This is a genomic window from Arthrobacter sp. ISL-85 (assembly GCF_018613675.1).
GTDB lineage: Bacteria > Actinomycetota > Actinomycetes > Actinomycetales > Micrococcaceae > Arthrobacter.
On record NZ_JAGGPQ010000032.1, the window covers coordinates 1 to 24077 of the forward strand.

Genomic DNA, 24077 nt, shown 5'->3' on the forward strand with positions numbered 1-24077 from the left:
CTCCTTCACCCATATCGTCTAGGCCAGCGGAACCGACCATTTCACACAGGTACCGCCGCCGGGGACGCTGTCAATGACGCAACTGCCCTTCAGCTGTGCGGCGCGCTGGCGCATGTTCGCCAGGCCGCTTACGGGGACAGGTTCGGTGAAGCCCTGGCCGTTGTCGCTGATGAGAAGCTGCACCTGGTTGCTGCCCACACCGACGCCCCGGCCCACGGCGACCGTGACCTGGATTTCGTCTCCACCCGAATGCCGCAAAGCGTTGCTGAGCCCCTCCGACACAACGGACAAGAGATGGACAGCCACGTCTTCCCCGATCGTATCCACCGGCCCATCAAGGGACACCTTGGGGGTCACGGCGTAGCTGCGGGAGCTTTCCCGGACCACGCGCAGGATGCGGCCCGTCAGCGGCTCGCGTTCCTCGTCCGCGGTCCTGAGCGAATAGATGGTGTCCCGCAGCTTGCGGATAGTGTCGTCGAGTTCCGTGGTCACCGCCGCGATCCGCTCGTGAGCCACCGGATCCAGGGTATAGCGGCGCAGGCTCTGGATGCTTAGGCCAGAAGCAAACAATCGTTGAATGACCTGGTCATGGAGGTCCCGGGCGATCCGTTCCCGGTCCGTGAAAAGGAGGTTCTGTTCGCGCACGGCGTTCACCCGCGCCAGGTCCAGCGCCAGCCCGATCCGGCTCCCAAAGATGGCACTGGACTCGGCCTCCGCCTGGGTGAATATGGGGGCTCCGTGTGCGCGGGCAAGCAGGAGGACTCCGTTGTCCCCGGAACTGTGCCCCAGCGAGAATACAAGCACCGAGCCGAGCTTCGCTGCCACCCCGGCTTCAAAAACCTGCCGCGGGTCCCTCGCCACGAAAGAGCCGCCGTTCTCCATGACGCCTGACACCGCACTGGAGGCCATTAATTCCTGGCCTGCCTGCAGACCCTGCACGCCAAGGCACGACCGGCACCGCAGCGCTCCGTCGCCCGCCCGCACGGCAATGACTGCAAGCGCCGATCCGGACACCTTCAAGGCGCTGTCGGCAACAACGTCCAGGTTGTCCTCATTCCCCGGGTAGGACGTCATGATCAAACGGCTGCTCAGCTCCATGCCCGCCTCCAGCCATTTTTGCCGGCGGTTGCTGTCTTCAAAGAGGCGGGCGTTCTGGATTGCCACTCCGGCCGCAGCCGCCAGGGCAACGGCAAGGTCTTCATCCTCCGCGGTGAAGTCCTCCCCGCCCTGCTTCTCAGTCAAGTAAAGGTTCCCAAACACTTCGTCCCGAACGCGGACGGGGACACCCAGGAACGTCCTCATGGGCGGGTGGTTCGGAGGAAAACCGGAGGTGATGGGGTGCTGGCCAAGGTCATGGAGACGCAACGGCTTCGGTTCACGGATGAGCAGGCCCAGGACTCCGTGGCCGGTGGGCAGGTCGCCAATGGAACGGATGCCCTGTTCATCAATTCCCACGGTGATGAAGTGGCTCAGGCGCCGATCCTCGCCGATGACGCCTAAAGCACCGTACCTCGCGCCCACCAGGGCACAGGTGGACCGTACAAGACGGTCCAGGACCGCTTCGAGGCTCAAGTCCTCGGCGAGGGCCACCACTGCGGCCAACAAGCCGTTGATCCGTTCCTGGCTATCCAGCAGTTCGTCTCCCCGGACGGTGAATTCCTTCAACAGGTCCTCCGCCCTGCCCCTCACCGGAGAGCGCCAAGGCCGCTCAGTGCTCACGTCCCACCTCCTGCGGCAAAAACCTGCGGCGCTGCGGGTCCCTGGCGCGGTTTAAGTGTCCGAAACGGAAGTGCCGGCCTCCGCCCCCCAATTCCGCCTTCACCTGAGCATGAAGACGCTTCACCGCCAATTCTAGGAGAGCATGGCGAAAAATACCCTCAGTAACCTTGGTATTGGACCGGCTCCTCGGCGCGGGACCTTCTTCCCTATCCGCCGCGGGTTGCCGGCCCTAGGCTACGGCCATGAACAGCGCAGCGGCAGAACCGGAAATCAAGGAACTCGGCGCCCACGATTGCTGGCGATACCTCCATTCAACCTCCCTTTGCCGCATTGCCTTCACAGACGGCGGCACCGTGGAAAACTATCCGGTGAATTTTGTCCCCACTAACGGAACCTTGCTTATCCGTACCGGCGAAGAAACGAAGCTTGCCTCCCTCACGGACCGGAAAGTGGTGGCCGTCGAAGCGGACGGAATGAACCCGTACGGCACCATCGCGTGGAGTGTCATCCTGAAAGGCCATGCAATGGTGGTGTCCGATGAGGAGGAAGTCAGGGACGCCATGGAGGCGGGTTTGTCACCCTGGCAGCCGGGACAAAAGAACGTCCTGATCCGGATCACGCCGCAGGACATCAGTGGCCGGCGGTTCGTCATCGCCGCTCCGACCCATTGGTGGCCACCCCGGGAGCCCGACGCGGATTAATCCACCCCACCCGACGCCCTTCACGAGAACCCCCAAAGGATGGTCCCCCATGGCACCTGCCAAGCCAATCGCCGTCGGCATCTCTGACACCGCAGCGTCCATGCTGGTCCTGGGGACCAGCGGTCAAAACCGCGGTGCCGTGACGGACCGGGCTCTCCAGGCAGCTGCCACGGCGGAGTGCCCCGTGGCTGTCATCGGCGACGGCCAGGCGGACGGCCGTGGCATCCTGGTGGGCGTGGACGGGTCACGCGAATCAACCCAGGCGGTGGCTTTCGCGGCCGCCGAAGCGGACGCGCTCGGCGAGGAACTGACGGTCCTCTACGCTTTCACCGGCCCCAACCGGTGGATCGCCGCCGGGCTCCCGCAGAGCAGCTTCGCCACCCACGTGGTCGAGGAGGAGCAGATCGTGCTGGCCGAAACCGAGGCCGGCCTCCGGCAGGACTACCCGGACCTTGTAGTGCACACTGTGATGGAAACCGTGTTGGAGCCGGCGGACGCGCTGCTCCGCGCTGCCGCCGGTGCCCGGCTGCTGGTCCTGGGCAGCCGTGGAAAGGGCGGCCTCGAGAGGCTCTTCCTGGGATCTACGGCGCATGCGGTGCTGAGCCAGCCGCCGTGCCCAACCGTGATCACCCGCATGCACAAGCAGCACAACGACTGACCGGGCCTACTGCCTGGCCGCACCATGTCAACAGCTGGGGAAAACGGGACACCGGTCCCCGACGTGGGCCTGCGCCATGCCGTGGGCGGACTCTCCAGCGCTGAAGTCGGAGAGCGGACCGCTGCCGGCCGCATTAACAGCGTGCCGACGGCAACCAGCAGGAGCATCGGTCAGATCGTGCAGGCGAACGTATTCACCCTCTTCAACGCAGTGGTGGGAGGGTGCTTCATCCTGCTCCTGGTCCTCGGCCAGTGGCGTGATGCGCTCTTCGGCCTGTCCGCCATCAGCAACTCGCTGATCGGCATCATCCAGGAGTACCGGGCCAAGCGGTCCCTCGATGAATTGGCCATTTTGCAGGCCGCCAGGAACACGGTGGTCAGGAACGGTGCCAGGGAAACCATTTCCTCTGAAGGACTGGTGCCGGACGACCTCGTTGTCCTCACCGCCGGAGACCAGGTCACGGCGGACCTGTTGCTGCTGGGCGAAAGCCCGCTTGAGGTGGACGAGTCCCTGTTGACCGGCGAATCCGAGCCGGTCCCCAAAACGGGCGGCGCGGAGCTGCTGTCGGGTTCACTGATTTTGGCAGGCAGCGGCCGGGCCACGGTTCTCCGGGTGGGTCCCGATACCTTTGCTTACCGGCTTGCGGCCGAAGCACGGCGGTTCTCCCTGGTGACTTCTGAGATCCGCAGGGGCTTGGAAAAAGTCTTCGCTGTCATCACCTGGCTGCTTCTCCCCACCGCCCTGCTGCTGACGAATGCGCAGATGCAGGACCAGGGCGGGTGGGCTGGAGCCATGGGATCGGGGCGCTGGATACCGGCCGCCGTGGGGGCGATAGCCGGCATCATGGCCATGATTCCCCTGGGGCTGCTCCTGATGACCAGCGTGGCGTTTGCCGTGGGCGGGCTTCGGCTTGCCCGCCAAAAGGTCCTGATCCAGGAACTTGCCGCCGTGGAGGTCCTGGCCAGGGTGGACGTCCTCTGCCTCGACAAGACCGGGACGTTGTCCTCCGGCTCCATCATGTTCGACGCCCTCCACGATGCCGGGACGGCTCGGGCGGCAGGCTGGCGGGCGGCGCTGGAATGGTTCGGCGCCCACGCGGACGCCAGCAGCACCGCCGCTGCCATCGGTGCCGCCTTTCCCGTGCAGCGTCTGCAACAGGCACAGGATTCCGTTCCGTTTTCTTCGGCCCGGAAATGGAGTTCGGTAACCTTCGCGCCGGAGTCAGCCGCTTCCGGCACGTGGATCCTGGGGGCGCCCGATGCCGTGCTGGGCTCTGCTGGCAGCACCGGGGTGCACGGCAAGGCGGCTGCCCTTGCCTCCACCGGCCTCCGGACTTTGGCCCTGGCGCACCTCCCGGCCCCCCTGCCGCCCGGCGCGCCGGAGGGAGGCCTGCCGCTGGAGCTGGTGCCGGTCCTGCTGCTGACTTTCCGCGAGAGCATCCGCCCGGATGCGGCCGCGACGCTCGACTACTTCCGGCGCCAAAAGGTGTCCGTCAAGATCATTTCCGGTGATGATCCCCGGACAGTGGCAGCGCTGGCTCGCACTGTGGGCTTTGGAGCCGGGGTTGCCTATGACGCGCGCCAATTGCCCGACGACCCGCTTCAACTGGAGGAGGCCGTGGAGGCCTGGGACCTCTTCGGAAGTGTGACGCCGTCCCAGAAGCGTGATCTGATCCTGGCCCTGAAACGGCGGGGGCATACGGTGGCAATGACCGGGGACGGGGTCAATGATGTGCTGGCCCTCAAGGAGGCGGATCTGGGCATCGCCATGGACTCTGCCTCGCCGGCTACCAAGGCCGTGGCCCGGCTTGTACTCCTGGACGGGCGGTTCGAGAGGCTGCCGGCGGTGGTGGACGAGGGGCGCCGGGCCGTCAGCAATATTGAGCGGGTCTCCCTGGTCTTCCTCAGTAAGACTGTTTACGCCACGGTCATCTCGGTGGTCACCGGCATCCTGTTGCTGGCCTTTCCGTTCCTGCCCCGGCAACTGTCCGCGCTGGACGGTCTGACCATTGGGCTGCCGGCGTTTTTCCTTGCCCTGCAGCCCGGCGGCCAGCGCTATGCACCGGGATTCCTCCGGCGTTCGCTTGCCTTTGCCGTCCCGGCAGGTATCTGTGCGGCCCTGTGTGTCCTGGCGGTCAGCGGCTATGCCCAGATGTGGACCGGCCACAGCCTGGAATCCGCGCAGTCGGCGGCGACCGTGACCCTGGGTCTCGTGGCGGCGTGGATCCTGGTGATGGCATCCCGACCCCTCAACTGGACCAAGGTTCTGATCCTTGCTGGAATGTACGCCGGCCTGGTCCTGCTGTTCATTGTGCCGTTGACGCAGGACTTCTTTCGCGTGGACTGGCCGCCCTCCAGCCTGCTGGTGCCCGCGGTTGCAGTGGCCGCGGCAGGATGCCTGGCCATTGAATTCATTGGCCGCCTGACCCGTCGTCCGCGCGCGGCTGCTGACCAGCCGGGGCTGGGACCTTTGACTCTGGAACCGGCGTCACGGGAAGGGGATGGCGGAAATGCCGGGCGCAGCGATGGTCCGGCATCCACATGAGCAGGAGGCAAGAATGACTGACCTGATGAAATGGTTCGATAACCGCCGCTCCCCCATGGATGTCATCGAAAGGCTTTTCGAAGGTGACGTGGGTGCCTCGGCCATTCGGGTTGAAGAGCTGGTGGACGGCAACACGCTGGTGGTACGGGCCGAGCTGCCCGGCATCGATCCGGAGAAGGACGTGGACGTGACGGTTTCCGACGGCGTGCTGTCCATCAAGGCAGAGCGGCAGGAGAAGAAGGAGCACAAGGACAAGGACGGCTACCGGTCCGAGTTCCGGTACGGGTCCTTTGTCAGGCGCATTCCCCTCCCCAGCGGCGTCCAGCAGGGCGATGTCACCGCCTCCTACAAGGACGGCCTCCTTGAAGTCCGGGCACCCATGCCTGACCAGGAACAGGGAACCGCAGCGTCCAGGATCCCCATCAGCAGGGGTTGAGCACGGACGGGTACGACGCCGGTGCCTGGCTCCCTGGGGGACGGACCCCTTGAGGTGCCAGGCACTTTCAGGTGGGCGGACACTTCCAGCGTCAGGGACTCAGGTGACAGCGTTCAGGTGACGGCGCGGTCAGTCGCATGGAGCGTGGCAGCCGCGGCCTCCGCCGCGGCAATGACGGGCAGGGTCTTGACGTAGGTATCCGGGTTCAGGGATACCGAATCGATCCCCTGCCTGACCAGGAATTCCGCCAGGTCCGGATGGTTGCTGGGTCCCTGCCCGCAGATCCCGATTTTGATGCCGGCGGCGTGGGCCTTGCTGATGGCCTGGGCAATCATGGACATGACAGCCGGGTCCCGCTCGTCGAACAACCCCGCAAGCTCCTCGGAGTCGCGGTCCACGCCCAGCACCAGCTGGGTGAGGTCGTTGGACCCGATGGAGAAGCCGTCAAAGCGCGTGGCGAATTCCTCCGCCAGGACCACATTGGAAGGAATCTCGCACATCATGTAGAGCTGGAGCCCGTCCGCGCCGCGCACCAGCCCGTGTTCTTCCATTGCCTCAATGACCTGGTCCGCTTCCCGCACGGTGCGGCAGAAGGGAACCATGACAATGACGTTGCCGAAGCCCGCCTGTTCCCGTACCCGCTTGAGGGCCTTGCACTCCAGGGCGAACCCCTCCCGGTAGTGGCTGCTGTAGTAGCGGGAAGCCCCGCGGAACCCCAGCATCGGGTTTTCCTCCGGACGCTCAAAGGCGCTGCCGCCGATCAAGTGGCTGTACTCGTTGCTCTTGAAGTCGCTGAGCCGCACGATCACCGGCTTGGGATGGAACGGAGCGGCGATCTTGGCGATCCCCGTGGCCAGGACGTCAATAAAGTACTCCTGCGGGTCCTCGTAGCCGCTGGTGAGCTGCCGGATCAGCGCCGCCTCCTCCGGATCAGCCACCTTCTCCGGGTGGACCAGGGCCATGGGGTGGATGCGGATCAGGTTGTTGATGATGAACTCCATCCGCGCCAGGCCCACGCCGGCAGCCGGCAGCCGCCACCACTTGAAGGCAGCAGCCGGGCTGGCAATGTTGACCATCACCTCCGTGCGGGTGGCCGGAAGGCTCTCCATGTCCACCTCTTCCACGGAAAACTCCAGCATCCCCTCGTAGACGCGGCCCTCCTCGCCTTCCGCGCAGGACAGGGTGACCTCGCCGCCGTCGGAAAGTGCTTCCGTGGCGTTGTGCGTTCCCACCACGGCGGGCACGCCCAGTTCGCGGCTGACGATGGCCGCGTGGCTTGTAGGGCCGCCGTGGTCCGTGATGATGCCCGCCGCCCGTTTCATGATGGGCACCCAGTCCGGGTCAGTCATCCGGGTGACCAGCACGGAGCCGTCAACGAAGGATTCGATGTCCTTGGCATCCCTCACCACGCAGGCGTGGCCGCGGGCGATGGCGTCGCCGATCGCGGCGCCGGTAAGGAGGACCTTGCCGGGCTGTGCCAGATGGTAGGTCCGGAACGTGGAGGTGCTCCTGCGGGCCTGCACCGTTTCCGGCCGCGCCTGCACCATGAAGAGTTCTCCGGTGATCCCGTCCCTGGCCCACTCCATGTCCATCGGCCGCCCGTAGTGCTGCTCGACCGCAGCCGCCCAGCGGGCCAGGTGGACAACTTCCCGGTCATCCAGCACCAGCGAACGCTGCTCCCGCCCGGTGGTCTCGACCATCCTGGTCCGCGCATCCCCGCCCTGGCTGTACACCATTTTGCGTTCCTTGGCGCCCACTTCCCGCTCGATGACCGGCCTGAAGCGCGGATCTTTCAGGAGCGGCTTGAACACCTGGTACTTGTCCGGGTTGATGGTTCCCTGGACCACCGTCTCCCCCAGCCCCCAGGCTGCGCTGATGACCACCACCCCGGGAAATCCTGATTCGGTGTCGATCGAGAACATCACTCCGGACGCGCCGAGGTCCGACCGGACCATGCGCTGCACCCCCACCGACAATGCAACGTCCAGGTGGTCGTAACCTTTTATTTCGCGGTAGCTGATGGCCCGGTCAGTGAACAGCGAGGCGTAGCAGCGCCGGCATGCCTCGAGGACGCCGCGCTCCCCTGCAACGTTCAGGAAGGTTTCCTGCTGGCCGGCAAAGCTGGCGTCCGGAAGATCCTCGGCCGTCGCGCTGCTGCGGACCGCAACGGCGGCCTGGGCCTGCGCGGCCCGTTGGGACAGGGTCCGGTAATGTTCCTGGATGCCGGCGGCGATGTCCTCCGGGAAGGTGGCCTGAAGGAACAGTTCGCGGATCGCGGCTCCGGCCTGGCGGAGTGTTGACCTCCCGCTGCGCTGGTCCTCGATGTGCTTCCGGATCCCGGTTTCCAGGTTGTTGGCGGCGAGGAAAGCGCGGTAGGCGGAGGCCGTGGTGGCGAACCCTTCAGGAACCCTGACCCCAGCGGATTTCAGTGCCCGGCTCAGCTCCCCAAGGGAAGCGTTCTTTCCTCCCACCGACGGGATGTCCGCGATCCCGGTGTCTTCAATCCACATCACGTAGGGGTCAGGAAGGGCAGATTCTGCGGCGGCACTCATGGCTCGATTCTGGCCTCCGCCGGGGCGGGCATGCAGGGTCTTTGGTCCCTGGGGCCTCCTGCAGGGGCACGGCGGCTGCCAGGCGCGCCTAGGTCCGCCGTGACCGCGTCCGGACACTTTTGTGGATCCAGTCCGCAAGCAGGACCGCGGGGGCCGCGAGGAGGGCAAGGAGGAGGCCTTCCGGGGGCGGCGGGGACTGGCCCAGCAACGCAGCGAGGGAGGGCACGTAGAGGCACACGGCCAGGATGGCCAGTTCTGCCAGCACAGCCGATACCAGGAGCCTGTTGGTGCCCCAGCCCAGCTTCCAGGGGGGCACCGTCGCGCTCCGGCAGGCAAAGGCATTGGCGAGCTGGCCCAGGACGACGGCGGTGAAGGCGGCACCGGAGGCCGCCATCAGCAGAGACGGCTGGGGAACCTGCCCCCGGGTCCAGCCCCCGATGGCCAGGACAGCTGAGAAGACTGCCATTTCCACGGCGGCTTCCACCGGCCCCAGGATGCAGAAGACCCGGACGATCAGGCGCCGGTCCATCAGGTGCCTTCTTTCGGGCGGGCGGGCCAGCACCCGCCGGCCCGGCGGCTCGGCGCCAAGGGCCAGTGCCGGCAGCAGGTCGGTGCCGATGTCCAGGGCAAGGATTTGAAGGACGCCCAGGGCAAGCGGAAAGTGGCCGCCGGAGAGCGCCCAAATGACGAAAGGGGTCAGCTCGGCCACGTTGTCGGTGAGGTGGTAGGTCAGGAACCGGTGGATGTTGGCGTAGGTTGCCCTGCCTTGTTCGATGGCGGCCACGATGGTGCCGAAATGGTCATCGAGGAGGACCAGGTCCGCGGCTTCACGCGCCACATCGGTTCCGCTCAAGCCCATGGCCACCCCGATGTCAGCTTCGCGCAGGGCGGGGCCGTCGTTGACGCCGTCGCCCGTCATGGCCACCACGTGCCCGCGGGACTGCAATGCCTTGGCGACGCGAAGCTTCTGCTCCGGTGAGACCCTGCTGACCACCACTCCGTCCCGGTCAAGGAGCGCTCCGAGCATTTGGTCGTCGTCAGGAAGGTCAGCGCCCTCCAGCACGTATTCGGGTGTTCCGGTCAGGCCGATCTGCCGGGCAATCGCGGCGGCTGTGGCAGGGTGGTCGCCGGTGATCATGGCCACCCTCAGGCCCGCCTCCCGCGCGGTGCGGATCACGCCACCAACGTCCGGCCGGGGCGGGTCCTGCAGCCCGATCAGGCCCAGGAGCTCCATGTCCGTCTCGAGCTCGTGCGCGGAACTGGACTGCCATATTTCAGGGGTTCCCCCAAGCCGCCGGCCGGCCACCGCAATGACCCGCAGGCCGCGTGTTGCCATCACCTCCACCTGTTCCCAGACCGGTCCCGGCACGGACCCACACACGGGAAGTACGGTTTCGGGGGCGCCTTTGCAGAACAGGTCCGTCCCCACGAGCGCGGACTCCCTTCGCCGCACAGGATCGAACGGCAGCCTCCGCGACGGTACAGGACCGGACTCTGTGCCCGTCAGCCTACGGGCAAGGACGTCCATGGCCGCCTCCATCGGATCACCCTGGGCACGCCACTGTCCGTCGTGCAGTTCGGCACGGCCTTGTGAAGCTGTCCGGGCGGCGAGCGCTGCCTGGGCTGCCTTCTCTACACCCCGGCCCTCGATGTGCGCCTCCGGGGCGTACCCCTGGCCGGTTACCTGGACGGCCCCTTCCGGCGTGAAGACCTCCACGGCGTTCATCCGGTTCTGCGTCAGCGTCCCTGTTTTGTCCGTGCAGATGAACGTGGTTGAGCCCAGGGTTTCCACTGCTTCAAGGTTGCGGACCAGTCCCTTGCGCGATGCCATGCGCTGGGCGCCCATGGCCAGGGACAGCGTGACCGTGGGCAGCAGCCCTTCCGGGACCAGCGCCACGGCCACGCCAATGGAGAACAGGAACGAGTCGCGCCATTGAAATCCCACCAGCAGCGAAGCCAGGAAGAATACCGCCGCGATGCCCAGGGCCATGCCCGCCGTCACCCGGACAATCCGCCGCAGTTCCAGGGACAGCGGCGTGGGGGGAGGAACCGCTCCGCTGGTGAGGGCAGCGATCCCTGCCAACCGGGTCCTGCCACCTGTCGCAGAGACGGCGGCCTCCCCGTAGCCGTTGACCAGGAAGGTCCCGCCCCATGCCTGGTCACCAGCGGCTTTCGGCACCGGATCGCTTTCGCCTGTCAGCATCGATTCGTCCACCGCGCAGGCCAAGGCCGTCATGAGAACCATGCCTGCCGGTACGCGGTCGCCAGCGGTCAGGAGCACCACATCCCCGGTCACCAGTTCGCTGGCGTGGACCTTGCGGACCTTCCCGTCCCGGCGGACCACCACATCGGCGGGCAGCAGTCCCCGCAGCTTTGCGGCGGCGTGCTGGGCGCGTTCCTGCTGGATGTGGGCGAACACCCCGTTGACAAGCACGACGACGATGATTGCCACTGCCAGTTGCGGCATGTCTGCGATGAAGGCCAGTCCGGCGGCACACCACAGCATGAGGGCGAAGAAGTGCGTCATCTCCCCCAGAGTTTCCGCCACTGGGGTATGGGTTTTTCCGTGGGAAGCTGGTTGGGGCCTGCCTCCTTCAGGAGTTGCGCCGCCCGTTCAGACCTCAGGCCCTCCGGGGCCCTCACACGGCGTCCGCCTCCTGACCTACCAGGAGCACGGGGCAGTTGGAGTGGGCTGCGCAGGCCTTGCTGACTGAACCCATGGACGATTTAAGCAGGCCGCCTTCGCCATGCCGTCCGACAACCAGCATCTGCGCACGTCGGCTCTCCTCCACCAGCACCTTTGCCGGCGGCCCGAACTTGACCGTGACGTCGATGTTCTCCGGCCGGTCCCCGGAGAATGCCCGGCCCAGGGCATCCTCCACCAGCCGGGCTGCAGCATCCTCAAGCCTGGCGGTGAACTGCCGGTCCGCCCCTTCAAGCCGTGACATCACCAGGTAGTCCGGCATCCCGACGCATGAGATGACTTCGAGCCGTGTCCCGAGCCGGGCTGCCAGCGTACCCGCGTAGCGAAGGGCGGCCGAGGAGTATTCAGAACCGTCCACACCCACCATGACGGGCTTGGCCCCTGTTTCTGAGTTCATGGACACCACGATCCCGGCTGGGGATTACGGTGGGAAGGGCCAAAGGTCATGCCGGCGGACCCGACAATGGCCCTGCTGCCGGGCTAACCCTAGGTGGCGGGCCTTGGCTGCGCGGCCCGTTTCCGGTCCGCTTTGCCTTTCCCATCGGCCCCGTGCAGTGCCCGCAGCCCGTTCAGGATGGTGGCCAGGTCCACCAACTCCTGCAGGAGGGCGCCGGCGACGGCGGGAATGTATCCGGTCATGGCGATGGCCATCAGCACCAGGCTGAGCCCTATCCCTGTCCAGATACTTACCAGGGCCACCGAGACGGTCCGCTGTCCAATGGCCACGGCCTGCGCAACCTTCGAGACGTCGTCGAGCATGACCACAACGTCAGCTGACTCGCTTGCTGCGGTGGCACCCTTTGCGCCCATGGCGATTCCCACGTCCGCCGCGGCAAGGACGGGGGCATCGTTGACGCCGTCACCCACCATCAGGACCGGCCGTTCCAGGATGCCGGCCACCGCGTTGACTTTGTCCTCCGGAAGGCATTCGGCCTGGACGCGGCCGATTCCCGCTTCCTCGGCAATGTGCGCGGCCGTGGCGTGCGCATCGCCGGTCAAGAGCATGGTGTTCCGTACACCCAGGCTTTTGAGGCGGGCCAGGGTATCCACTGCATTGCGGCGCAACGGATCCTTCATGATCAGCGCACCTGCGTACTCGCCATCCACCGCCACGTGGACGGCCAGTTGTCCGCTGCGGACTGCCGCCTCCCGGAACCCTGTTGCTAAACTCCGCACCAGACCGGCTTTGCCCACCACCACCCTCTGGCCGTCGCAGACGGCTTCCACGCCGTGGGTGGCGCTTTCCGTGGCCTCTTGCACCGACAGGAGACCAAGGTTGGCTGCCTTGGCGGCCTCAATGACGGATCCCGCCAGCACGTGCGAGGAGTACTGCTCGGCCGAGGCAGCCAACTGCAGGATCCTTTGGCTGCCGAGGGCCTCGCCGTGACCCGGTGCCACCTGGATGCCGTCCAACAGGGGGCGCCCTGATGTTAGCGTGCCGGTCTTGTCGAAGACCGCTGTTTGTGCCTTGGCAAGCTGCTCAAGCGTCCGGGTGTTCTTGATGATGATGCCCTTGTGGGCGGCCTGGCTGGTACCGGCGAGGAATGCCACCGGCGCTGCGATGAGGAGCGGACATGGCGTGGCCACTACCAGGACCTGGGCGAAGCGGAGCGGCTCGCCGGACAGGAGCCAGCCTGTCCCGGCCATGGCCAGGGCCAGGAGGGTGAAGGGAACGGCGTAGCGGTCAGCGAGGCGGACAACGGGCGCCCGGCTGTTGGACGCCTCCTCAACCAAAGCGATGATCCGGCTGTACTGGGAGTCCGCCGCGGAGGCCGATGCCCGCATTCGGATGGCGGCCTCGCCGTTCACCGCGCCGCTGAGCAGCGTTTGCCCCCTGGTTCGCTCCACCGGCAGGCTTTCGCCGGTCAGGGATGATTCGTCAAGGCTTGCCGCATCGGACAGGAGTTCACCGTCCACGGGCACCAGCTCGGAAGGCCGGACCATCAGCACGTCACCCAGCGCTACATCGCCAATTGGGGTGTCCTCGAGCACCGAACCGGGTCCTTCGCGGTGGGCGAAGCGCGGAGCCCGGTCCAGCAGCGACCGCAGTTCACGCGCTGCGCGTCCCTGGGCAAAGTTTTCCAGCGCCTCGCCGCCCGTGAGCATCAGTATCACCACCAGCGCGGCGAGATACTCGCCCACCACCACCGTGCTGGCGATCGCCATCAGGGCCAGGAGGTCGATCCCCCAACGTCCCTCCCGCAACGACCGGACCATGCCCGCCGCACGTACCACCACGATGACAGCCGCGTAGGCTGACGCGAGGACCCGGACCTGTGGTCCCAGGCCGGACTGCAGCAGCACCAAGGCCGCCAGGAGCACCAGGCAGGTCAGTGCGACGACGGGATACCGCCTTACAAAGCCCAAGGCCTTTTCGACGTGCGGGCTTGCAGAGGCGTCGGCGTCAAAGCCTTCGGGGTTCCCCCCGGTTGCCGCAGGCGGGGCAGCCTGCTTCCTCATCCAGGCCACTTTGACATGGGATCGTCAGGGATATGGCACATAAAGCCGAACCTACCCTGATGCCGCAACCCGGGCTAGGGCATTTGGCCCCGGCCACCGCGCACGCACTCCCGGAGCTCACGGAAGGCACCCAACTCGATGTCCAGGTCGTGGCTTGATCTGAAAGCGGGTTATGCCGTTGGCTGACCCGGATGGTCTCTAGAGTCCTATGGCCCTGTCACCCGGCGGCCCGGGTGGCAAGGCTGGGGCCATGACTGAGAATGCCAAGCAACCGCGGAAGATCCACATCACCGAACAACCCGTAGCCGTGGTCCGGGAACGGGTTCCCATGGATGGGCTGACCAGCTTCTTCGGGCGGGCCTTGGGCGCCGTCATGGCCGCGGTCCAGATGCAGGGAGCCACACCTGCGGGGCCACCGTTCGCGCGGTACCACGGAATGCCGGGCGAAACGGTGGACGTCGAAGCAGGGTTCCCTGTCGCCGGCAGCTTCCACAGCACCGGTGAGGTTGCCAGTGGCACGCTTCCTGACACGGATGCTTTTGAAGCTATCCACAGCGGACCCTACGACACCCTCGGCACTACCTACGATGCCATCAGGAAGAGCATTGAGGCGGACGGCGCCTCTCCTGCCGACTCCATGTGGGAGTACTACCTGACCGATCCGGAACAGCAGCCGGACCCTGCTACGTGGCAGACCAGGGTGGTCTGGCCTGTCGCCTGAGGCCCGGAATGCCTGCAGCAGGACCTGCCGCGACTGTGATGCGGGAGCTGGGAAACCCGGGGGCTTAGGACACCCGGCGACGGCTGAAGGTCAACTCCCAGGGCTGGGCGCCGCGGCTGGTTTCAGCCCATCCGTCGCGGGTGATCTCCTGCCGCAGCCGGCTGAGGCTGGCCTGCAGACCGGGTGCCCACGCCTCCTCAGGAGGTGTTCGGTTCAAGGGCGGTCCGGGAAACGTGTCACCGGTATAGAGCCGCCGGCCGTCCTCTGCCTTTGCCACGAACCGCAGCTGCGTCCGCCCGTACTGGGAGCCTAGCGTGTACAGGATACGCGCCCACCCTTTCTGCGACGCAGCGTCCTCCAGTTCCATCCGCAGCCGCTCCTCCATGCCGTCGCTTAGCCGTTGGGCATTTGTCGCCATGTCTTCCTCCGGGGCGGGACCATGATTCAATCCAGCAGTCTTCCCGCACCGCGCTTCGCTGACCAGGGCCGTTTGTCACGGAACCCGGAAGAACCTGAAGCCCGGCCGGGCCCAAAGGCACTGTCTGGCCCCCGGTACAGGTAGCAGAGTCAAGGCATGACCAGGAACGGTTCATCATGACCAACCGGCCGGGCACCCGGCGCCGGCCAGCAGCCGGGGCCGCCGGCGAACGGGGTGACCAGCAGGGCTGGGCGCTCCTCTACCTCGTGGCGGGTACGTCGTCGATCCTTTTTGTGCTTCTGCTGATAGCTGCCTTGGTGCTCGATTTCATGGCTCCTCCACCCGTTCATGGCGGAGCGGCCACCCTTGAGTTCATCGCGTCGCATAAGGCAAGCTACGTGGCGGAGCAGATCCTGTGGATCCTGCCGAATGTCTTCCCGGTGCTGGTTTTTGCAGCCCTCTTCGTGGCCCTCTCGGCGTTCCGGAAAAGCCTGCCCCTGATAGCCCTGATTTTGGGAGCCCTTCCCTGGGCGCTGCTGCTTGCCGTTCCGGTCAGCAGCCGGGGCTCCCTCAACCTGGTCTATCTCAGCGACCGCTTCATGGCTGCCGGGACAGAGGAAGAACGCCGGACCTACGCCACCGCCGCCGAAGCCATCATTGCCGAAAACAACACCCCTGCCATCGTTGGCGCCCTCTCCGCCCTCGGAATCCTCCTGATGGGACTGGCGATGCTTAAGGCTGGAAGAGTATCTTTCCCGCGCTACCTGGCGTGGCTTGGTATTGGCACCGGAGCCCTGGGTGTGGCCAGCGAGGTCCTTCGCCATGCCGCCCCCGCCTTCTATTGGGGTTATGGCATTTTGCTCTGGGTGTGGTTCACCGCCGCAGGGGTCGCGTTGATCCGCCTGTCGCGCCGCGGCGGTCTAGCATCCCCGGCCGCTGAGATCAGGGACTTTGGTCCCTAAAAGCCGTGCCGGGCCTTTGAGATGGTGGTTTAGGTCGAAAGGTGCGCACCCGCTGTTGTTGTGCACCCTGGGTTTTTGCTGTGCCGGATGCCGGCGCGGCGCGGCCTCACCAACGGAGGCAGGACGATTGAGGAGAACAAGGCTTATGGCAGGTACGTTCGAACTGTTTGTCGATGATGATTCACAGATTCGGTTCCGGCTTGTGATGCCCGATGGACATGTGCTGGCGGTTTCGGGGCAGTTTAATGACAAGCATGCGGCGGCGGCCGCCATTGAAGAGGTCCGTGAGTGCGCAGGTACAGGTTTGATCCGGGACGTGGCGCCGCCTAGTCCGGGCGTTTTCCGCGCTTCGCCATCGCACCCGCGCTACACAGTCCGCAGTGGGGGCCGCAGGCTCAACGCGCTCGGAGCCGCATGACCCGGGCGGCCTAAGGCCGACGGCGGCACCCGCCGCTCAGCCAGGCATCGAAAGCCACGCATTCAAGGAGTGGGGTTCGTCCAGGACGAGCCCCACTTTTGTGCGTGTCCACGGCACCGCGGTTCCGCAGCACGGTGCAATACCCAGCACTAGAAGCCCGAGGAACTGCCGGAACCAGAAAAGCTGCCACCGCTGCTGCCATAACCGGTGGTGCTGCCGCCGCCCCTGGCAGCATTGACGCTGCTGACCCCGGTATTAATGCCGGAGTTGAAGGTAGCCACAGAGAAAAAAGTGTAGGACGGGTACACCGTACCCAGGATGCTCGGTTCATAGGTCCGCTGCCTGCGGTGGTCCATGCCCTCATGGGCCGTTTCCATCTGTTCGCGCATCAGGCGTGCCTCGCGGTCATTCCTGGCAAATCCCTGGATGACCGTTTCGGCATGGTTCTCCAACAGCTCCGAGAGGCGGGAACGAGCCTGATATAGCCGGTCCAGCGCCTCTTCGGGCGTGATCCGCCGGTCGGCCAGTTCAGCAGTCCACCGCTCGATCTCCCGCAGGCTTTCGTCGCGGAAGGACCGCAGCGCCGTGGCCGTGGCGGAGTCCCCCTGCCCGTGGCGTTTACCCAGGAGCTGCTCCAGCCCGGCCAGGTCCTTGCGGAAAGGCGCCAGCTGCCGGTCCCAGGCATTGGGCCAGGTGTCAGCGCGGTTCAGCAAAGCGTTGCTGTCCGCGATGACGTCATCCAGGGCATCCAGCTCAGCAGCACTGTCCGCGAACTGCCGGGCAAGCTTGAGGTTCTTCCTGCTGCTCAATGCCCGTTTGCCCAATGCGTGCACCTGGTTGGAGAGCTCGGTGGCGGCGGCATACCGGCTGAGGAACGTACGGTGTTTCTCCAGGACCTGGCTGCCGTAGCGGGACGATTCGGGGATGGTGCCGGCATTCAATTCCGTTACGTCCAAGTCCAGGCTGACATTGGAGTAACTGCGGTCCCCGCGCTCAATCTGCTTGCGGCACCCGGCCCTGGTGACGGCACGGACGATCAGCCATGCGGCTGCGGCCAGGGCTGCGATTCCCGCGGTGACCCAGGCTGTAATCAGGAAGGCAGCGGACCGGTACCAAGGCTGGTTGATGAGCTCTGCCCCGCGGCGGATCCCGGCCACTGTGCCGTCGGTCCACTGTGCATCGCGGAACAGTTCCTTGGACGCGTCCTGGATGTCGCTGCGCTGGTCCAGGGATACCTTCCGGTCCTCGCCCATATACGTCCCAACGTGCCGGCCCACCGGGTCGAGCGCGAAAATGAACAATCCGTCAGCCCATTTCTGCCCGTCCGGGCTGATCCACTCCGGATGCCTGGACCGTGCGAACTTCAAAACCTCTTCATTGAGGTTGTCCTCCGCCTTGCCGTTGTAAGTGAAGACGGCAACGCGGGTGGGCTCATAGAACTGGATATGTTCGACGGCGGGCACCAGGGTGTTCTGGTCAAGCACCCCTGCGGTGTCCTCCACGATGACAGCTACCGGCGCTTCAGCGATTACCGGTGCCGCAACCCCCACCAGCAAGGCAGCCAGGGCGAGCAGCGTCACGGCCATCCGACATTTCATGCTGCCCATGTCCCTCCCCGCTGCTTAGAATCAGGATGAAACCAGGAAGCAGTCCCGCCAAAGGGCCGAAGGTCCCGCCGGTGAAGATCGAGTGGATCAGGAGCGCTGTCACGTGACTCAGGCTGCAGGGTCCGTCGTGGCCGGCTTTGACGGGTCGGACCAGGCTGCCGCCGCCGTCCGCTGGGCGGCCCGCCACGCGCACGCCAGCAACTGTCCCCTCCACGTGGTGCACTGTTCGCTGTGGCCGCTGCTGACCCGGCACCTCGGTCCGGTTCCAGGCGTGTCAGGCAGCGGCCTGGAAGAGTCCGCCAGGTCCATTCTTGAGGATGGCGTGGCGCTGGCGGCCAGCGAGGTACCAGGGCTTCAGATCACCAGCACCCTGCTCCATGGACTGCCGTCGCAGCTCCTGGCCCGAATTTCAGTCGACGAACGGATGCTGGTGGTTGGCAGCCGCGGCCTGGGCGGTTTCCTTGGCCTCCTCGTGGGCTCCGTGAGCCTGGACCTGGCAGCCACCGCCTCCTGCCCTGTGGCCGTGATTCGGCAGGAACTCCACCCTGAGGGGCCGGTTGTGGCGGCCGTCGATGCCTCAGGTTCGCCCTCCGTCTTGGAAGACGCGTGTTCCGTGGCATCGGCGTGGCATGCACCCCTCATCGTGGTCCACGTCCGGCACCAACCCCCCGGCTATCTGCTGGCGGGAGGACGGGAGGAGGCATCCGAGGCCCAGGAAGTGCTGGCGTCCGCCCTGGACCATGCAGCGGCCAGGGCGCCTGCCGTCCGCGTTGACGGTGCGGTACTGACGGACAGCTCGGTCCCGCGTGCAATCCTGAAAGCCGCCAAAGAAGCCCGGATGGTGGTGGTGGGTTCCCAAGGCCGGGGCATCCTCAGGGAGACCATAGGTTCAACCGCCCACGCGGTGTTGCACCACGCCCGCGGCCCCGTCCTCATTTCACGGCACGGCGGCTGATGCAGCGGACTGCGAGTGTCGGCCCGGCTGCCGGACGGGCCCGGCCTATGCTGTTCCGATGACTCCTGTTCCCTCCCCCGGCCCGCTGGACGTCGTGGTTCATTCCGGGCCTCCGGACTGGTGGGTCATCCTGGCCGGGCTGGGACCCCTGGCTGTTCTCATCGCCGCCCTGCTGGCCTTTTACATCAACTGGCGCACGCTCAAGCAGCGTACGGCAGCCGACAAAACGGCACTGGACCAAAAGCGCGAGGCTGACGCCAATGCCCTGCGGCAGAAGACCGAGGCGGACAGCCGGGCGGAATGGTGGCGCCGGACCCAGTGGGCGCTGGACCGGGCTCTGGATCCGGATGAAGGGACCAAGGCGCTTGGGCTGGCGACGCTGGAAGTCCTGGCCAGGAGCGAACTGGCCCGCACCGAGGAGCTCGAGCTGTTCGACATTGCCTGGAAGAGTGTGTCCGGCGACGAGAACGGGGACGCTGAGCCTGATGCCGGCGCCGGGAACAGTTCAGGGCAGGAAGCGGTCATCGTGGACGACCACCGCAACTTAGGCGAGAATGGAACGACGGATGAAGACAGTACCAAGGAGGTTGGACCATGAGCGCAGCGTCGCCTGAACACCGGTTTGTCCACGCTCCCCGGAACAGCGCTGCCAGTCCGGCCAGGAAAAAAGCCACCCCGGCAGAGCACCGCGTCCAGGTTGCCGCCGCGCGGCTGCGCGTCACGCTTGATGAGCGCCTGGGACGCGAGACACCCGCAAAGACCAAGGCGCTGGCCAAGGAACAGATCTGAGTCCCTTTGCCCGGGGTTAGCGGTCGACGGCGCGTGGCAGGGCTTGGCGGACAGTGGCTGCAGTAATTCTCGGCTGCGACGCCAGCACGTTGCGTCGCTGGAACTACCGTGCCGTCGTCGCGCAGGTAACCGGGTCCGGAACCTTCCTGGACCGCTGGCACACCGGCTTCGCTCCTGACGTCAGTCCGGGAACCGAGGCGTGGCTCCTCCTGGAGGGCAGCAACGACGCCGCGAGCGGCCTCATCGGTCACGGGTTCGTGACCTCCGAGCCGTACCAGGCAGCCGCCGGTGCCGATGCCGGCCCCACTGACTGGTTCTTCGCGCTGGCGCTGGATTCCCTCCTGCCGCTCGGTGAGCAGATTCGTCCCGGCGTCCTTGGCGAGGCCTTCCCCGGTGACCTGTGGGCCAAGGCGACGGACGCGTCCGTGGTGGCCCTGCCGCCGTCGTCCGTTCCCCTGCTGCGCCGGCTGTGGCGTGAGCACGGGCCTTCGACGGCGGATCTCGCCGAGGTGGCAGGCGGAACCTTTCCCCCGGAGGCCGTCAGCACCGTCCAGGTGAACCGCTACGAGCGCGATCCAGACGCGCGGCGGGCCTGCCTGGCCTTCCATGGCACGTGGTGCGCAGCCTGCGGCTTTTCTTTCGAGTCCACCTACAGCGGGGCCGGGGCAGGAGTGATGGGCGTCCACCACCTGGCGCCGCCGGCCATGCTTGACAGCCCCTATCAGCTCGACCCCATCGCCGACCTCATTCCGCTCTGCCATAACTGCCACGCCGTGGCGCACAGTGCCAGCCCGGCGCTGACCGTTACTGAACTCCGGAGCATTATCTCCGCGGCGGGCCACGTAAGGGGTGAGGTGGTCACGGATGTGGCCCTCCGGGCACAGGAGGATGCGCGGCGGATCCTCGAGGGCGGCCAGATGTAGTACTGCTGGACTATCTTGGGACCATGGCGGAGCCGGGCCGGAAAGAGTACGGGGTTGATCCCGAGGAGTTTGGGTCTGCCCGGGTGGATGCGGCCGCCCTGCTGGATGCGGAGTTGGGCGACGTCGATTGGTCGGTTCCTCCGGCCGGCGCTGCACTGTTCGCCATCGAAGTCCCCAGTGGGAAGCTGGCCGCCATGGCCTTGGGCGATCCGGAGGATCCCTGCGTAGTGTTGGTCCCCGGCGCCACGGGCTCGAAAGAAGATTTCTCACTCATGATGCCGGACCTCGTTCAGGCCGGTTACTACGCGCTGACGTACGATCTGGCGGGCCAGTACCAGTCAGCCGGCGCCGGCCCGGAGAACCTGGTGCCGCCCAGGAAGCATTACGACTACCAGCTGTTCATGGATGACTTCCTGGCGGTCCTGGAAACCACAGCCACCCCCGCGCACGTTGTGGCGTATTCCTTCGCGGGCGTCATCGCACAGCTCGCCTACGTGCAGCGGCCGGAACTGTTCCGGTCCATCACTTTCCTGGGGTGCCCGCCTGGGCCCGGGCAGAGCTTCCGGGGCGTGAGCCGCGTCGGCCGGTTCAGCACGTGGGTGAACGGCCGGGCCGGAGCAGCGCTGCTGATCTGGGGGATCCGAAGCGGCAGGGTGGCGCATGTGCCGCCGGGACGGCAGCGGTTCGTCAACTACCGGTTCCGCTTCACCCGCCGTGCCTCCGTCCGGGATATCTACATCCTGATGCAAAAGGTTCCGGACCTTCGGGCGGCGCTGGCGGAGGCTCCGCTTCCCAAGTTCGTGGCCGTGGGCGAGCATGACCTGTGGCCGCTCCAGCTCCACCGGCTGTTTGCGCAGGCAATCCGGGCCCGGATTGGCGTCTACAGGGGCGGGCACAGTCCGTGCGAGACGTCCCCGCACGAGTTCAGCCGTGACCTCCTGGCCCTATATGCCAAGGCCGGGGAGGCGTAGTGGCTCGTCGGCCTTCCACCTTGACGGGAGCGTCAGCGCCCGCCCAACCCCTGCAGGATGGCTGCCCCGTTCATCAGCGTCAGGAACACCATTGCCGGAACGCTCAGCACCCATGCCGCCCGCCGCCGTCGTGCCTGGATCACAAGGTGCCGGAGTGCGGCGAACTTTTGTTGAAGCGCCAACGCGTCACTGTGAGCGGACGGGCGCTTGTGCCAAGTTCCCGGCTGGACGGCGGCCGCCGAGATACGGGCGAGTTCATCCCAGGCGAGTACCGGGCTGAATCCGCGCAGCCACCGCAGCAGCTGGGCGTCGGTGATTACGGCCGCCTGCTCGGGCCGCGCCTTTATGGTCAAGGTCTTCGGTTCAAGAATGACGACGACGGCTGTCGCCTTCACGGGAAAGCCAGCCGCGGCAGTCAGCAGCTTTGAGGCACGGGCTGCCTCGTGCGCGGCGTTGTAGAGGTGCCGGGTCTTCCTTCCGGCCACCATGAGGGTCCTGCCTGCCACCCAGATGGATTGGCCGGAGTGGTTCTTCGTGTTGATGGTGAAGACGCCGGCGGGACCGATCAGCACGTGGTCGATGTCGGATGAGCCTGCACCTACCGGGACGGCATGGAGAACCAGCCACTCCGGTCCCAAATTTTCCAGGATGCTTCCCACCGCCATCTCGCCGATGGCACCCCGGTACCAGGGCGAACTTTCCGGACCGAGCGGGCTGACTCCGAAGATGCGCTCCAGGATGGAGCGCGGCCGCACCTGGCTTTGCAGCATCAGCAATTCCTCGATGACGGCCTGGCCGGGCACCCGTGCACCCAGATGCGGTGGTGCTGAATCAACGCGCATAATTCTCTCCCCCAATTTGTGGTTGTGCCTCACGAGCGTAGGGGCTGCGCCGATTGTCCCGGACCGCTTTTCGGGTTTCCTGGCCGCATCTTTCCTGAATACTTGGGCCACGCTGCGGGAAGCATGCAGTTTCCGCGTGCGGTCAGCTTCCAGAACTGTGGCATCGGGGTAGCTTAGACCGCATGAGCGACTCGTCACGCGTAGCAGGCAAGCCACCTGAGGGGGGCCGCTGCATTCGGCGCGGTGGCTCTGTTGTGCGTTGTGGCAGGTGGGCTCGTTGCCGCGGTAACCGGCCCGCTCCATCTTGGGCATGGGTCCTGGGCCGCAGCGTATCTTGTGCTTGTGGGAGGAGCGGCACAGGGCGCTTTGGGGATAAGCCAGTACTTCCTGGCCCCACAACGCTATATCGGCTGGAAAGTGCTTGCAGAGCTGGTGGCCTGGAACAGCGCATCCGCGGCGGTGATCGGTGGGACTGCATCGGGCTGGTGCTGGCTCACTTGCGAGCTCCGTGAGCTTCATCCTGCGGCAGGGCAACCCCGCCATGAACCTCATGTCCCCTAAAATATTGGCATGCCTACACTTGTTCACGAGTTTGTCTGGCCTGACCGCATTGTCATCGGCACCATCGGTGCTCCGGGGGCGCGCACGTTTTACCTGCAGGTTCGCACAGGGACGCAGCTCGTGAGTATCGCGCTGGAGAAGCAGCAATCGGCTCTGCTCGCCGAAAAAATAGACGAAATTCTCGATCAGCTCATAAGCCTCGACGGCAACCCCTTCAGCGTTCCCACCGGCACTCCCATCGAACTGGTGGACAACGATCCGCTCGAGGCCGTTGAGGAGCAGTTTCGAACCGGGGCCATGAGCCTGGGCTGGGACCCAACGACGGCGCAGGTGGTCATAGAGGCGTACCCCATCACCGATGTCGATGCTGATGACGGCGACGACTCCCTTGATCAGGACGGCGCTGAGATACCCGAAATGCTGTTGGTGCGGATTCCTGTGGGTACCGCCCGCGCATTCACCAAGCGCACCCGTGAAGTGGTGGGCGCCGGCCGTCCCATATGCCCGCTCTGCGGTTACCCCATGGACGCCGACGGACATGTCTGCGCTCCTCCCGAGGTTTGATCCCGCGATCTGCCGGCCGCAGGCTATGGGTAAGTCGAATCGACGGCGTGTTGTATTTTTTGGCGGGTAGCCGGGCTGGCGGCGATTTCAATGACGCCACCGTCTGAGTCCAGGGTGATGATCTGGAAGCCCAACGGTACGTCCTGCTCAAAGTCATGCCGGCTAGCCCTCCGCATCGGGAGGTCGGAAGCCCGAAGCCCGGTGAGAGCCTTGCTGCGGCCATTGGGTACCAACTTGTCATCCACGATCGGCTGGAAATCGATCCGACGAGTGCCCGGACTGGCGATCCCCATCTGCCAAATGCTGCTCAACGAGCCCGGCGCTGAATCCGGGAATCGCAGGAAAACTACTAAGTCGCCGCGTTGATCCAGCTTCTCCGCGGCCGCAGTGAACCGTTTGGTCATGAAGAACACGCCGCCCCCGACCACCAGCGCGTAGAACACCGCGTTGGCGGCGGCGTCTTCGAGACTGCCTTCGACGATGAGACCGAATGCCAGGGTGATGGCGAAGGCAACGACGCCAACCAGGACGGCCCGGAGCGCGGGATGAATTTCGCCCCACTTCCTCATGGC

Annotated in this window: 21 protein-coding genes and 1 pseudogene; 13 read left to right on the plus strand and 9 right to left on the minus strand. The window is 65.8% G+C overall.

Annotated elements, in window-relative coordinates:
* Window positions 1-18 precede the first annotated feature (18 nt).
* Window positions 19-1719, minus strand: coding sequence for a GAF domain-containing sensor histidine kinase (locus J7I84_RS20670; RefSeq protein WP_214946397.1), 1701 nt, complete (start codon window positions 1717-1719; stop codon window positions 19-21).
* A gap of 242 nt (window positions 1720-1961) precedes the next feature.
* Here J7I84_RS20670 and J7I84_RS20675 point away from each other — a divergent pair, with 242 nt between their 5' ends.
* Genes J7I84_RS20675 through J7I84_RS20690 form a run of 4 tightly spaced genes read left to right on the plus strand, consistent with a single transcriptional unit; the run spans window position 1962 to window position 6058 of the window.
* Window positions 1962-2420, plus strand: coding sequence for a pyridoxamine 5'-phosphate oxidase family protein (locus J7I84_RS20675; protein ID WP_214946398.1), 459 nt, complete (start codon window positions 1962-1964; stop codon window positions 2418-2420).
* A 49-nt stretch (window positions 2421-2469) separates the two neighbouring features.
* Window positions 2470-3078 (plus strand): universal stress protein, encoded by a 609-nt coding sequence (locus J7I84_RS20680; protein ID WP_311381184.1) that lies wholly within the window; start codon window positions 2470-2472, stop codon window positions 3076-3078.
* Window positions 3079-3102: 24 nt separating this feature from the next.
* Complete coding sequence (locus tag J7I84_RS20685) at window positions 3103-5622, plus strand: HAD-IC family P-type ATPase (protein WP_214946399.1); 2520 nt, start codon at window positions 3103-3105, stop codon at window positions 5620-5622.
* A 13-nt stretch (window positions 5623-5635) separates the two neighbouring features.
* Window positions 5636-6058 (plus strand): Hsp20/alpha crystallin family protein, encoded by a 423-nt coding sequence (locus J7I84_RS20690; RefSeq protein ID WP_214946400.1) that lies wholly within the window; start codon window positions 5636-5638, stop codon window positions 6056-6058.
* Between the two features lie 113 nt (window positions 6059-6171).
* On the opposite strand, the gene ppsA is transcribed toward J7I84_RS20690, so the two are convergent.
* The 4 genes and pseudogenes from ppsA to J7I84_RS20710 form a co-directional block, all read right to left on the minus strand.
* The gene (gene ppsA, locus J7I84_RS20695; protein WP_214946401.1) at window positions 6172-8610 is read right to left on the minus strand and encodes a phosphoenolpyruvate synthase; all 2439 of its coding nucleotides are present in this window, start codon (window positions 8608-8610) and stop codon (window positions 6172-6174) included.
* 88 nt (window positions 8611-8698) lie between these two features.
* Window positions 8699-11253, minus strand: a pseudogene (locus J7I84_RS20700) (cation-translocating P-type ATPase).
* Window positions 11250-11711 (minus strand): universal stress protein, encoded by a 462-nt coding sequence (locus J7I84_RS20705; protein WP_214946402.1) that lies wholly within the window; start codon window positions 11709-11711, stop codon window positions 11250-11252. Before J7I84_RS20705 ends, J7I84_RS20700 begins: the two are co-directional and overlap by 4 nt.
* An 89-nt stretch (window positions 11712-11800) precedes the next feature.
* Window positions 11801-13774, minus strand: coding sequence for a heavy metal translocating P-type ATPase (locus J7I84_RS20710; protein ID WP_214946403.1), 1974 nt, complete (start codon window positions 13772-13774; stop codon window positions 11801-11803).
* A gap of 250 nt (window positions 13775-14024) precedes the next feature.
* Between J7I84_RS20710 and J7I84_RS20715 the strand changes: the two genes are divergently transcribed.
* Window positions 14025-14495, plus strand: coding sequence for a GyrI-like domain-containing protein (locus J7I84_RS20715; RefSeq protein WP_214946404.1), 471 nt, complete (start codon window positions 14025-14027; stop codon window positions 14493-14495).
* 64 nt (window positions 14496-14559) lie between these two features.
* On the opposite strand, the gene J7I84_RS20720 is transcribed toward J7I84_RS20715, so the two are convergent.
* On the minus strand, window positions 14560-14913 hold the full coding sequence (locus tag J7I84_RS20720; RefSeq protein ID WP_251046903.1) for a hypothetical protein: 354 nt from the start codon (window positions 14911-14913) through the stop codon (window positions 14560-14562).
* A gap of 176 nt (window positions 14914-15089) precedes the next feature.
* On the opposite strand from J7I84_RS20720, the gene J7I84_RS20725 reads away from it, so the two are divergent.
* Window positions 15090-15875, plus strand: coding sequence for a DUF4386 family protein (locus tag J7I84_RS20725; protein ID WP_214946405.1), 786 nt, complete (start codon window positions 15090-15092; stop codon window positions 15873-15875).
* A 205-nt stretch (window positions 15876-16080) separates the two neighbouring features.
* Window positions 16081-16293 carry a DUF1508 domain-containing protein gene (locus tag J7I84_RS20730; RefSeq protein WP_251046905.1) on the plus strand — a complete coding sequence of 71 codons (213 nt, stop codon included), beginning with the start codon at window positions 16081-16083 and terminating at the stop codon, window positions 16291-16293.
* A gap of 149 nt (window positions 16294-16442) precedes the next feature.
* On the opposite strand, the gene J7I84_RS20735 is transcribed toward J7I84_RS20730, so the two are convergent.
* Window positions 16443-17900, minus strand: coding sequence for a DUF5129 domain-containing protein (locus J7I84_RS20735; protein ID WP_214946407.1), 1458 nt, complete (start codon window positions 17898-17900; stop codon window positions 16443-16445).
* Window positions 17901-18003: 103 nt separating this feature from the next.
* Between J7I84_RS20735 and J7I84_RS20740 the strand changes: the two genes are divergently transcribed.
* From J7I84_RS20740 to J7I84_RS20760, 5 genes are read left to right on the plus strand one after another with little or no spacing between them, the layout of a single operon-like run.
* On the plus strand, window positions 18004-18855 hold the full coding sequence (locus J7I84_RS20740; RefSeq protein WP_214946408.1) for a universal stress protein: 852 nt from the start codon (window positions 18004-18006) through the stop codon (window positions 18853-18855).
* A 58-nt stretch (window positions 18856-18913) separates the two neighbouring features.
* A complete protein-coding gene (locus J7I84_RS20745; RefSeq protein ID WP_214946409.1) occupies window positions 18914-19453 on the plus strand; it encodes a hypothetical protein in 540 nt (179 codons plus the stop codon).
* Entirely contained in the window at window positions 19450-19644 is a 195-nt protein-coding gene (locus J7I84_RS20750; RefSeq protein ID WP_214946410.1) for a hypothetical protein, read from the plus strand. Before J7I84_RS20745 ends, J7I84_RS20750 begins: the two co-directional genes overlap by 4 nt.
* 53 nt (window positions 19645-19697) lie before the next feature.
* Entirely contained in the window at window positions 19698-20567 is an 870-nt protein-coding gene (locus J7I84_RS20755; RefSeq protein WP_214946411.1) for a restriction endonuclease, read from the plus strand.
* Window positions 20568-20590: 23 nt separating this feature from the next.
* The gene (locus tag J7I84_RS20760; RefSeq protein WP_214946412.1) at window positions 20591-21538 is read left to right on the plus strand and encodes an alpha/beta fold hydrolase; all 948 of its coding nucleotides are present in this window, start codon (window positions 20591-20593) and stop codon (window positions 21536-21538) included.
* Window positions 21539-21570: 32 nt separating this feature from the next.
* Here the strand turns inward: J7I84_RS20760 and J7I84_RS20765 are convergent, their stop codons facing one another.
* Window positions 21571-22380: a nuclease-related domain-containing protein gene (locus tag J7I84_RS20765; protein WP_214946413.1), complete on the minus strand. Its 810-nt coding sequence runs from the start codon at window positions 22378-22380 to the stop codon at window positions 21571-21573.
* A gap of 570 nt (window positions 22381-22950) precedes the next feature.
* On the opposite strand from J7I84_RS20765, the gene J7I84_RS20770 reads away from it, so the two are divergent.
* Window positions 22951-23505: a DUF3090 domain-containing protein gene (locus tag J7I84_RS20770; protein ID WP_214946414.1), complete on the plus strand. Its 555-nt coding sequence runs from the start codon at window positions 22951-22953 to the stop codon at window positions 23503-23505.
* Between the two features lie 23 nt (window positions 23506-23528).
* On the opposite strand, the gene J7I84_RS20775 is transcribed toward J7I84_RS20770, so the two are convergent.
* The gene (locus J7I84_RS20775; RefSeq protein ID WP_214946415.1) at window positions 23529-24074 is read right to left on the minus strand and encodes a hypothetical protein; all 546 of its coding nucleotides are present in this window, start codon (window positions 24072-24074) and stop codon (window positions 23529-23531) included.
* Window positions 24075-24077 lie beyond the last annotated feature (3 nt).

What these genes read in the sequence shown, in the direction of transcription:
- J7I84_RS20690 (WP_214946400.1), top strand. Translation starts at nt 5,636, where the DNA reads ATGACTGACCTGATGAAATGGTTCGATAACCGCCGCTCCCCCATGGAT.
- J7I84_RS20770 (WP_214946414.1), top strand. Translation starts at nt 22,951, where the DNA reads ATGCCTACACTTGTTCACGAGTTTGTCTGGCCTGACCGCATTGTCATC.
- J7I84_RS20720 (WP_251046903.1), bottom strand. Translation starts at nt 14,913, where the DNA reads ATGGCGACAAATGCCCAACGGCTAAGCGACGGCATGGAGGAGCGGCTG.
- J7I84_RS20685 (WP_214946399.1), top strand. Translation starts at nt 3,103, where the DNA reads ATGTCAACAGCTGGGGAAAACGGGACACCGGTCCCCGACGTGGGCCTG.
- J7I84_RS20765 (WP_214946413.1), bottom strand. Translation starts at nt 22,380, where the DNA reads ATGCGCGTTGATTCAGCACCACCGCATCTGGGTGCACGGGTGCCCGGC.
- J7I84_RS20775 (WP_214946415.1), bottom strand. Translation starts at nt 24,074, where the DNA reads ATGAGGAAGTGGGGCGAAATTCATCCCGCGCTCCGGGCCGTCCTGGTT.
- J7I84_RS20745 (WP_214946409.1), top strand. Translation starts at nt 18,914, where the DNA reads ATGACTCCTGTTCCCTCCCCCGGCCCGCTGGACGTCGTGGTTCATTCC.
- J7I84_RS20735 (WP_214946407.1), bottom strand. Translation starts at nt 17,900, where the DNA reads ATGGGCAGCATGAAATGTCGGATGGCCGTGACGCTGCTCGCCCTGGCT.
- J7I84_RS20730 (WP_251046905.1), top strand. Translation starts at nt 16,081, where the DNA reads ATGCCCGATGGACATGTGCTGGCGGTTTCGGGGCAGTTTAATGACAAG.
- ppsA (WP_214946401.1), bottom strand. Translation starts at nt 8,610, where the DNA reads ATGAGTGCCGCCGCAGAATCTGCCCTTCCTGACCCCTACGTGATGTGG.
- J7I84_RS20680 (WP_311381184.1), top strand. Translation starts at nt 2,470, where the DNA reads ATGGCACCTGCCAAGCCAATCGCCGTCGGCATCTCTGACACCGCAGCG.
- J7I84_RS20705 (WP_214946402.1), bottom strand. Translation starts at nt 11,711, where the DNA reads ATGAACTCAGAAACAGGGGCCAAGCCCGTCATGGTGGGTGTGGACGGT.
- J7I84_RS20725 (WP_214946405.1), top strand. Translation starts at nt 15,090, where the DNA reads ATGACCAACCGGCCGGGCACCCGGCGCCGGCCAGCAGCCGGGGCCGCC.
- J7I84_RS20750 (WP_214946410.1), top strand. Translation starts at nt 19,450, where the DNA reads ATGAGCGCAGCGTCGCCTGAACACCGGTTTGTCCACGCTCCCCGGAAC.
- J7I84_RS20710 (WP_214946403.1), bottom strand. Translation starts at nt 13,774, where the DNA reads ATGAGGAAGCAGGCTGCCCCGCCTGCGGCAACCGGGGGGAACCCCGAA.
- J7I84_RS20675 (WP_214946398.1), top strand. Translation starts at nt 1,962, where the DNA reads ATGAACAGCGCAGCGGCAGAACCGGAAATCAAGGAACTCGGCGCCCAC.
- J7I84_RS20715 (WP_214946404.1), top strand. Translation starts at nt 14,025, where the DNA reads ATGACTGAGAATGCCAAGCAACCGCGGAAGATCCACATCACCGAACAA.
- J7I84_RS20760 (WP_214946412.1), top strand. Translation starts at nt 20,591, where the DNA reads ATGGCGGAGCCGGGCCGGAAAGAGTACGGGGTTGATCCCGAGGAGTTT.